Source organism: Mesorhizobium sp. M4A.F.Ca.ET.090.04.2.1, from assembly GCF_003999085.1.
GTDB lineage: Bacteria > Pseudomonadota > Alphaproteobacteria > Rhizobiales > Rhizobiaceae > Mesorhizobium.
Genome location: NZ_RZOT01000226.1, coordinates 1 through 8,973, shown reverse-complemented (window position 1 = coordinate 8,973; position 8,973 = coordinate 1). Strand labels below are relative to the sequence as shown.

Here is an 8,973-nt window from a genome sequence, read left to right as displayed (position 1 = left end):
AATTAATATTGCGGATTCTACTGCAGCAAAATCTGCTTTCCGCAATCGGCTGTGGAGCCGGCGTGTGCGACGCAGCATGCCAGAGTCGAACCCGAAAACCCATTCAAAATTATTTGTGCTTGGCCTTGCCCGAGGTATCCCGCCTTAATAGAGTCGCAAACTGTTCATGTTAGAGTTTGGATAGGTTGGGAAGGCCGGAAGCAACCGGCCGAAAAGCGAGCAGCAGGATAAGCTCGCGTGGCGCATGGGGAGATACTCGGGTGGGTAAGTCGTCACTTTTGCATGCTCGTGTCGGTTGATGGATCGACGGACATGTCACTTCCAAAGTTCATTGTCGGGATGCTGTTCGCCCTCGCGATCGTGATCTCGTGGTCCTATTTCGATGGCGCCTCGCTAGGCACGATCATGCTGCGCGCCGTGATCTGCGTCGCCATTAGTCAGGCCGGCTATTTTCTGCTGGTCTTTCTCATGGTTGCCAGGAGCGCGCCGACCGTGGCCGACAGGATGCGCGAGGCCGAAAGAGGCCTTGGCGCTCCAAAGGCTGCCAAAGGCGAGAAGTTCAGCGCCAGGCGCAGCATCCGTTAGCGCGGCGTCCTGCTGAAACCGCGAGGCGGGCGCGCTCAGCCGGCGTCGGCAACCTCTGGTTCCGCCTGCTCGCCCGACAGCATCCTGGACAGCCGGCTGCCGGATTTCGCCTTCAGGCGCTGATACTGCCCGACCTCGACGATGCGGCCGTTCTCGATGGCCACTACCCAATCGGCGAAGGCGATCATCGAAGGCCGGTGTGCAATGGTCAGGATTGTCATTGTGCCGCGCAGCCCGTCGATCGATTTGGCGATCAGCGACTGATTCTGCCAGTCGAGGGCGCTGGTCGCCTCGTCGAGGATGAGCAGCGATGGCTTGCGCAACAGCGCCCGCGCCAGCGCGATCCTCTGGCGTTCGCCACCCGAGAGCCGGATGCCGCGGTCGCCGACCACCGTGTCCAGCCGCTGCTCCAGCCCCTTGACGAAATCGGCCGCATGCGCCGCGCGCAACGCCGCCCACAGCTCCGCGTCGCTGGCTTGCGGCGCGGCAAGCCTGAGGTTCGCCGCGATCGTGTCGTGCAGCAGGAACACGTCCTGCGGCACATAGGCCACCTGGTCGCGCCAAAGCCTGCGGTTGTCCGGCCCGATCTCGACACCGTCGGCGAGGATCTTGCCTTGTGTCGGTTCGAGCAGGCCGAGCAGCATGTCGGCGATCGTGCTCTTGCCCGATCCTGAAGGGCCGATAAGGGCGGTGACCTTGCCGGCGGGAAGGCCGAAGGTGATGCCGCTGACCACAGGCTTGCCCTCCGCGGCATCGGCAAGGCCGGCATAGGCAAGCGAGACATCGCGTATGTCGAGCCCGACATCGAGGGTCAACCTCACGCCCTGCGCGGCCTGGCTGGCCGCCGTCTCGCGCTCGGCGTCGAAGCGCGTCTGCAGGTCCTGCATCGAGGCGTAAGCGGGCACGTTGATCAGCAATTGCTGTGCCTGCGTCTGCATGTCCATGAAGCGCGGCGCGATCCGCATGAAGGCCAGAAGCAGCACGACGATTTCGGCCAGCGCGAGATGGAACCGGGTAAGCGCAATGTAGATGAACAGGCTGAGGCCGATGACGCTCGCCACCTGGAAAAAGGCCGTGCCGATCGTGCTGTTGCGCACATAGCTGATGTTGTCGGCCTTCATCTTCTCCAGTGTCGCCTGCAGCTGCGCGAAATAGCTCGCCTCGACATTCAGGCTCTTGGCCACCTTGATGCCGCCGAGGAATTCCGAGACGGTGCGGTACTGGTCCTGGCGATTGGCGGTGAGCACCCGGCCATAGGTCGTCGCGCGCGAGCGGAACGGCCGCAGCGCCACGAACATCAGCACGCCGATGACGATGGCGAACGAGGTCATCACCGGCGAGATGAACAGCGACACCGCGAGATAACCGGCCAGTAGCACGGCGGTTTGCACCAGCATCAGCAGCGAGAAGGCGGCGGCCTGTATGCGATCGATGTCGCCGGTCAACGCATGATCGAGATCAGAACTGCGTGTGCGCGCGAAAATGCCCCAGCGCGCTCTGCCGATGGCCTCGAACAGATCCATGCGCAGGCGGTTGACGAAGTCATAGAGCAGCCGCGCCATATAGACGGACTTGAAGCGGTTGAAGCCTGCCTGCAGCGCGACGAGGCCGACGAGCAGGCAAAGCACCGTCGCCAGCCCAAGCGTCCCGCCAGGCACCAGCCAGGACAGGACAGGGTTGTCAGGCAGCCTGATCGCGAAATCCTGGTCGGATCTGCCGATAAGATGCAGCAGCGGGACGAGCAGCAGGATCGAGATGCCTTCGGTCAGGCTGCCCAGGATGAGGAAGACGAGCGCGATCCATGTCCGCCGCCCGCCGATCCGGGCCATAACGGCGCCGAAGCCGGCAATATCCCGAACCAGCGACAGGCGAAGGATTTTGGCCATGGCTCGTCTCACTCCGGCCTGTTGCCGGACGCCAGGTCCCGTTCGATCAGCGCGACAGCCTCGCCGATCCGGTTCAGCCCGGCCGGCACTTCGAGGCGATGCACGCCGATCCGGTTGGCCAGCCCCGCGCATTGGCGAAGATGCATGGCGGCGAAATCGCCGACCAGCGCGGCGCGGCCGAAGCGCGTCACGTAGGAGAATTTGATGAGTGCCGACAAGGCGCCAGGCCCCGCATGGGGCGAGATCGCCGCGCTGTCGCGGCGCTGGAGAATGTAGATCCGCGTTGCCGCAACCGCGCCGCGGGCAAATCCGCCATGCAGGCGGTGCTGCGCCTTGTCGATGGCCGGATGCGCCTGCGGGCGGATTTCCGCTTGCCGGATCGGGATGGCGGCGGCGGCATCGGCGGCGAGCTTCAGCTGCGGAAAGGCGGGAATGATCACCGGTCCGTCCGGCCTCGACATATCCACCGCCACGACATCGTCGGTCAGCAACCGGTGCCCGGCGCTGATCATCGCGCCGGCCGTAGTCGACTTGCCGGCGCCCTTGTCGCCCATGAAGATCGCGCTCCTGCCGCCGACGGCGATCGCACTGGCATGCAGCACGAGCAGGCCGCGCTGGTGCAGAAGCAGCGCCATGACCGGCCCCAGCAGCGGGAAGGCGATCAGCTGGTCGTCGATGCCGGGCACGGGCTCGATGTCGATGCGGCGGGCATCGCTGATCAGGAAAGCGCCGACCGCCTCCCAGGCGAGATACTGCCGCGCCGGCTCGAAGCGAAAGGCGGTTCCGGCCACGAGCTGGGGTCCTGGATGGTCGATCGGGCCCACCGTGATCACAATGTCTGGCTCGGCCGGCGCCGTGGCTTCCAGTTCGGGCAAGGCCACCTCCGACCTAATCGTCAGCCCATAGGCCCGGTAGAAGCGGCGTTCCCGGCCGCTCTTTTCGACCGGCTCAGCCGAATTCTGACGGAGTGCGGGCGCGAGCGAACCGTTGAACGACATCATGCGTGGCTCCCGCCGATTTTGACCTGGCGCAGCCAGAGCGACAGCGAGGTCGAGCGCCAGACATATTGCACGTCCAGCGGCTCCGCCTCGTGCGGCCGCCGCAGGATGCGGGCATAGGCGGCGGTCACCTCCGGCAGGTTGACATAGGGCTCAATCAGGCCGGCGTCCGACCCCAGCACCCTGTCCAGCAGGTCGCGGTGGTTGCCGACCATGCCCTTGACTAGGTTGGCCGTGAAATCGATCTTGTCGCGTCGCCACTGCACAGCGGGCGGCAGGATGCCGTCCATGGCGCGGCGCAGCACGTAGCGGCCAAAGCCCCGGTTCAGCTTCTCCTCGCCCGGCAGCGCCAGGCAGAACTCGACCAGCGGCTTGTCCCAGAACGGATAGCGCGGCTCGACGCCGAAATTGGCGGCGGCCTTGTCGAGCACCTCGAAGGCGTGCGGCACCAGCCCCGTCGACAGGATCCAGCGATGCGTCAGCGCCTCGCTGGCGCTGACGCTGGACGGCATGTAGCCGGCCCTGTGGAACCGTTCGGCGAGCTCGGTTCGCCGGGCAAGCGCCGGGTTGACCAAGCCGCCCCAGCCACGCGGCGCAGGCGCCGGCCCGCGCCGCAGCCTGCCGAGGACGCGATTGGCCATCCCCCTCAGTTTCGCGATCCGCCAGGCCGGCCCGTAGACGGTCAGGAATTTGAAGTACATGCCGAGCATGCCGTCGCCATAGGTATTCGAGGCGCCGCGCAATTCCCGCCACAGCTCCATCCACCTGCCGGCATCGGCCAGCTCGTGCAGATGGCCGTGGCCTTGCGACACCACCTCGTCGCCGCCATGGCCGTCGAGCAGCACCTTCATGCGCTGCGCGCCGGCGGTCCGGTAGATGCTGCGGGTCAGCGACAGGCCAGGCGCCAGGAACGTGCCTTCCTGCTCCTCCAGGATGCGCTCGAACTCGGCGAAGGGCGCATAGTTGCCCACGCTGATCAGCGTGCTGTCGAGGCCTGGCCTTTCAAGCACGGCGTCGATGAAAGGCTTCTCGTCCATCGAGGAGCCTTTCTCGAAGATCAGCGAGAAGGTCGGCAGTCCGGGCTTGCGCGTCGCGGCTCTCGCAAGCCCGGCCACGCAGGCGATTGAGGAGGAATCGAGGCCGCCGCTCAGCATCGCGCCGACCGCATCGGTTCCGCGCATGCGATTGTGGACCGACTGCTTGAACAAATGTCCGAACTCCTCGGCGGCATCCGACCGGAGCGGCCGTCCCGAGGGTTGGATCTGCCAGTAGCGGCGCAGCACCACCTGGCTGTCCGTCACCGTCAGGCTGTGGCGGGCCGGCAAGCGGAAGATGTCGGTGTAGGCGGTGGATTGCGGATCATCCGTCAGCCCGGCCAGGAAGCCGGAAATCTGGTGCTCGCTGATGCGCGCGCTGGTGTCGTCGAGGCCAAGGATCGGTCCGATCTCCGAGGCGAAGGCGAAACGCCGGTCGCTCGCGTGATAATAGAAGGGTTTGACGCCGAAATGGTCGCGGGCGCAAAACAGCGCCCGGCGTTCGCTGTCCCAGATGGCGAAGGCAAAGTCGCCTTGCAGATGGGTGGGGCTGGCATCCCCCCAGGTGAGATAGGCGCGCATCACAAGCATGGCGTCGGCGACCGACTTGTCCCGGATGCCGAGCCGCGCCAGCAATTCGTCGCGATTGTCCAGCCGGCAGTCGGCGGTGATCGCCAGCCTGCCGCCGGCCATCGTCAGCGGACCCGGCCCGGCTTCGTCGGTCGTGTTCAGCCAGGCATGGCCGAGGGCTATCGCCGTGTCCGACCACCACGAGGCGCCGTCACGGGCGCGATGCCGCATGCGCGCCAGCATTTGCTGGATGTCGGCGGCGGTGGCGGGTTTGCCAGCCCGTCTGGACAGGATTCCGGCGACGCCGCTCATCGTTCACTGACCGTGGTCGACGAGATGGGCAAACCCGGCAAGGGAGCCGCCAAGCACGATCTGATTGCCGCTCATCAGCCAGGCATGCGCTTTCAGTTCGGCTCCGGTGTCCTGCGCGATGCCGATGCGTATTCTCGATGTGTTGCCTTGGCGGGCGAGGAGGTACTGGCCCGACAATGCCTGGGTCAGGCAGCTCGCATGGGGAACAAGGCGGGCCGCGGCCGCGACGCCCCAGGCGACGCGTCTCAGATCGGCGACGCTGGCCGCCTCGCGCGCGTCAAGCCGGGTCACCAGGCGGCGAACGCGGTTGAAGGAAAACAACGTCAGCCCCAGCCGCACGGCGGCGACCACCACAATGCAGCGCGCCAGGAAGAGCATCTCCGCACCGCTGAGCGAGAGGAGCCTAGATAAGTTCCTCATGGTGGAGCCTCGCAAGCCCTGCCGCGGCCAGGCCTTTCAACAGTCCATCGACGTCGGCCTTGCAGCGCGCTGGATCGACGTCGTAGCGCGTGAGCACCGCGGCGCGGATGTCGGCAACCGGGCGCGGCTCCTGGATCAGTTCCCAGATATAGGCGCCGACACTGTTCAGGCTGTAATAGATGTTGGTTTGCAGATTGAGCAGCGCCAGTCCGTTGCCGAATTCGCAAGCCACGGCGTCGCTGGTGGCTGTTACGCGGTCTCGATCCGCCGGATCCCACGTCATCCTAAAACCTCGCTACAAAACGCTACGCTTCGTCAGTTCCAGGAAGGGATCGATCGGCATCAGCCGAGTCGCCCCGAGAGGTCATCGTTGAGATGCCCAGGGCCTTGTGCCGGTCCGGTCGCGGCCTCAGGCAGGAAGCCGGGGGATTGGGCCCCCGGCTTCCCGAGAAGACGTATTCGGAGCCCCAACTTTGCGCCCCGGAACACAATCAAGCTCAAGAGAACGTAAGCTGGTCGAAAGGCGTATGCGCAGGGAATGCTGCGTCGAGCGCCGTCGTGCCCGAGCCGCCCTGCGTGATCGTTTCGATCGAACCGTGAACCGTCAGGCTCGGCGTCTCGTACTCTTGCTTTTCAACATTCTGTTCCATTTTACTCTCCGGTAAGGACTGGAAACGGCCTGTCGAGTGCCGGCAGCACATTGCTATGCTGCAACGCAATAGCTGCATGGCACCCTAAATGAGTCAAGCATGATTTACCAACCATTAATCAATTCTTGGTTGCGCCTGCCTTGGTTGGTGATCAAGCCTTTTGCAGGCATATCCTTGCCATGCCCTGCAAAGGGAGTTCAACGCCGAGTCGGCGGCGCCAATTTAAGCATTTGATTTAATTATTATAAGTCCTTCTTGACTCAAAATGCTCGCATTATAGGAATGAAGAATTTGTGCCGGATGCGCCCGAATTCGTGTCGAATCGCAGGCTCGAACTGGGTCGCCTGTCGAGTTGCCCAAGTGCCGCCCATGTAAACGCTGTGGTTGCAGGACTCCGCCGCGACAAAGCAATGCTGGACGGCTGCGGCGATTTTGGCGATGCTTTTCTTCGCAGTTGCAATATAACACGCTGGGCGGATTTTTTGCGAGGACCTTGTCGGGAATGGCCGTGCAGGAAAGTGCTTACCAGAGGCTACGCGCCGCCGACTGCGCCGACGAAGTCGACTACGTTCAGGTGTGCCTGAGGCTGTTTTTCGCGCCCGGCCCGGGTGCGGTGGCAGTCGGCGTGCAGGCGCCGTCCATCTCCACCGCCGTGGTTGCCGACATCGCCAGGCTGAACAAGGTTGCGATCTTCGTGCTCAAGGCCTTGTCCTATACCAAAGCCGGCGAAGCGCCGTCCGAACTGCTCGGCTGGCTCGACACTTACCGTCGCCGCACGGTCTCGATGAATTCGTCCGGCATCATGGATTCCTTGGCCATTCATCAGGCGCTGCGCGAAAGGCATATCGATTTCGTTTTCCTGAAAGGGCCGTTCCAGCAGCAGTTGCTCTATGGCGATCACTTCATGAAGCCGTCGGGCGATGTCGACATCCTCGTCTCGCAGGCCGGCTTTGCAAAGGCGCGCGAGGCGCTGCGCGCGATGGGCTACGAGGTCGCCGGCAAGTCGCGTTCGCTGTGGTGGCTGCGTTTCCTCGGCGAGCAACACATGATCCGTGGCGATGACGCCAGGCCGTCCACCGTCGACCTCCACTACCGGCTGCAGCAGCCCGGCTCGCCGAGCCCGCGTGACACCGACGGCTTCCTGCGGCGCAGGCGCGAGGTCGGGATCGCCGGCAATCATGTGCCTTTCATTTCGGCTTCCGATACGCTGCTCTTGTCCTGCATCAGCGTCGCCAAGGCCTTCTTCAACCGTGAGCCCTGCGCCGGCTATGTCTGCGATGTCAGGGCCAGTGCCGGCCGCCTCGGCGAAGCCGAACAGCGGGACCTGCTCGACTACGCGGCCGGGCAGGGGCTGGAGGATACGCTGCTGCTGGGCCTCAGGGCGGCCGACGTGCTGTTTGGCGGCGCGGGTACGCTGCTGTCGGAGCGCGCCACGCGGATACTGTCGCGCATCGACGACGCCGACCTCCTCCACATGGTGATTGCGCCCTGGCTGTCCTCTCTGCGCTGGCCCCTGCGCAGGACGGTGCTTTGGGAACTATGCGGCCGCGCGCCGGTCCGCTATCTGGCCGAGGCCGGCTGGGCGGCTTCGGCCGATCTCAGCCGACGCATTTTCGAACGGCCGGCAGTCGGCTAAGCAGGCAGCCGGTGACGATCGTTTTGGGGCACAGGGGCAGGAAATTCGAAACAGACTCGTTCGATCGAGAGGTCAATTGATGTCCAGCACAGCTTCCCGGGTCTGCGTGATCATCGCCGCCCGTAACGCCGCCCGAACGATCCCGGCCGCCATAGCGTCGGCGCTGCGTGAGCCGGAAGCGGCTGAAGTCGTCGTCGTTGACGACGCCTCCACCGACGACACCGCCGAGGTGGCGCGCGCCGCCGATGACGGCAGCGGCAGGCTCAAAGTCATGCGCCTCGATGTGAACCGGGGGCCGTCCTTTGCCCGCAATGCCGCGATTGCCGGCTCGAGCTCACCCTTCATCAGCGTCCTCGACGCCGACGATTTCTTCCTCGAGGGCCGCTTTCGCAGGCTGTTCGCCAGCACCGACTGGGATTTCGCCGCCGACAACATCATGCTGATCCGGGACGACACGGCGACCGATGTCTCAAAGGTCGTCGCCCCGTCCTTTTCGGCCGATCCGGAATTCCTCGACTTCGAGCGTTTCGTCGAAGGCAACATCTCCAGGCGCCGCGTGCAGCGCGGCGAACTGGGCTTCTTGAAGCCGGTCATCAGCCGGGCCTTCCTCGAACGCCACGGTCTGCGTTACGACGAGAACCTGCGCCTCGGCGAGGACTATGAGCTCTATGCCCGCGCCGTCGCCTGCGGCGCCCGTTTCAAGGTCATCAGGTCCTGTGGCTATGGCGCCATCGTGCGTGCCGATTCGCTGAGCGGTCGCCACAAGACGCAGGATTTGAAGCGCCTTGCCGACGCGGACCTGGCGTTGCTTGCCATTGATACGCTGCCGGAGACATCCAAGGCGGCGCTCAGGAAACATGAGCGCCATGTGCGCGACAAATA

General features: G+C 64.5%; 9 protein-coding genes. 3 read left to right on the top strand and 6 right to left on the bottom strand.

Annotation, left to right across the window (positions count from 1 at the left end; genetic code table 11):
• Positions 1–312 precede the first annotated feature (312 nt).
• Complete coding sequence (locus EN781_RS17140) at positions 313–585, top strand: exopolysaccharide production repressor exox (protein ID WP_126056865.1); 273 nt, start codon at positions 313–315, stop codon at positions 583–585.
• Between the two features lie 35 nt (positions 586–620).
• Here EN781_RS17140 and EN781_RS17135 read toward each other — a convergent pair whose 3' ends face one another.
• From EN781_RS17135 to EN781_RS17110, 6 genes are all read right to left on the bottom strand, one after another.
• The gene (locus tag EN781_RS17135) at positions 621–2,471 is read right to left on the bottom strand and encodes an ABC transporter ATP-binding protein (protein WP_126056864.1); all 1,851 of its coding nucleotides are present in this window, start codon (positions 2,469–2,471) and stop codon (positions 621–623) included.
• 8 nt (positions 2,472–2,479) lie between these two features.
• Entirely contained in the window at positions 2,480–3,472 is a 993-nt protein-coding gene (locus EN781_RS17130; RefSeq protein ID WP_348631387.1) for a serine kinase, read from the bottom strand.
• Positions 3,469–5,385, bottom strand: a complete 1,917-nt coding sequence (locus EN781_RS17125) for a lasso peptide isopeptide bond-forming cyclase (protein WP_127400173.1) — start codon at positions 5,383–5,385, stop codon at positions 3,469–3,471. The genes EN781_RS17130 and EN781_RS17125 overlap by 4 nt, the downstream gene beginning before the upstream one ends.
• Positions 5,386–5,388: 3 nt before the next feature.
• Entirely contained in the window at positions 5,389–5,805 is a 417-nt protein-coding gene (locus tag EN781_RS17120; protein ID WP_126056861.1) for a lasso peptide biosynthesis B2 protein, read from the bottom strand.
• Positions 5,789–6,088: a PqqD family protein gene (locus tag EN781_RS17115; protein WP_126056860.1), complete on the bottom strand. Its 300-nt coding sequence runs from the start codon at positions 6,086–6,088 to the stop codon at positions 5,789–5,791. Before EN781_RS17115 ends, EN781_RS17120 begins: the two co-directional genes overlap by 17 nt.
• Before the next feature lie 214 nt (positions 6,089–6,302).
• Positions 6,303–6,455 carry a lasso peptide gene (locus EN781_RS17110; RefSeq protein ID WP_126056859.1) on the bottom strand — a complete coding sequence of 51 codons (153 nt, stop codon included), beginning with the start codon at positions 6,453–6,455 and terminating at the stop codon, positions 6,303–6,305.
• 502 nt (positions 6,456–6,957) lie between these two features.
• Between EN781_RS17110 and EN781_RS17105 the strand changes: the two genes are divergently transcribed.
• Both EN781_RS17105 and EN781_RS17100 read left to right on the top strand, forming a co-directional pair.
• Complete coding sequence (locus EN781_RS17105; RefSeq protein WP_126056858.1) at positions 6,958–8,091, top strand: nucleotidyltransferase family protein; 1,134 nt, start codon at positions 6,958–6,960, stop codon at positions 8,089–8,091.
• Positions 8,092–8,170: 79 nt separating this feature from the next.
• On the top strand, positions 8,171–8,973 hold an 803-nt coding region (locus tag EN781_RS17100; RefSeq protein WP_145965532.1), incomplete at its 3' end, for a glycosyltransferase family 2 protein.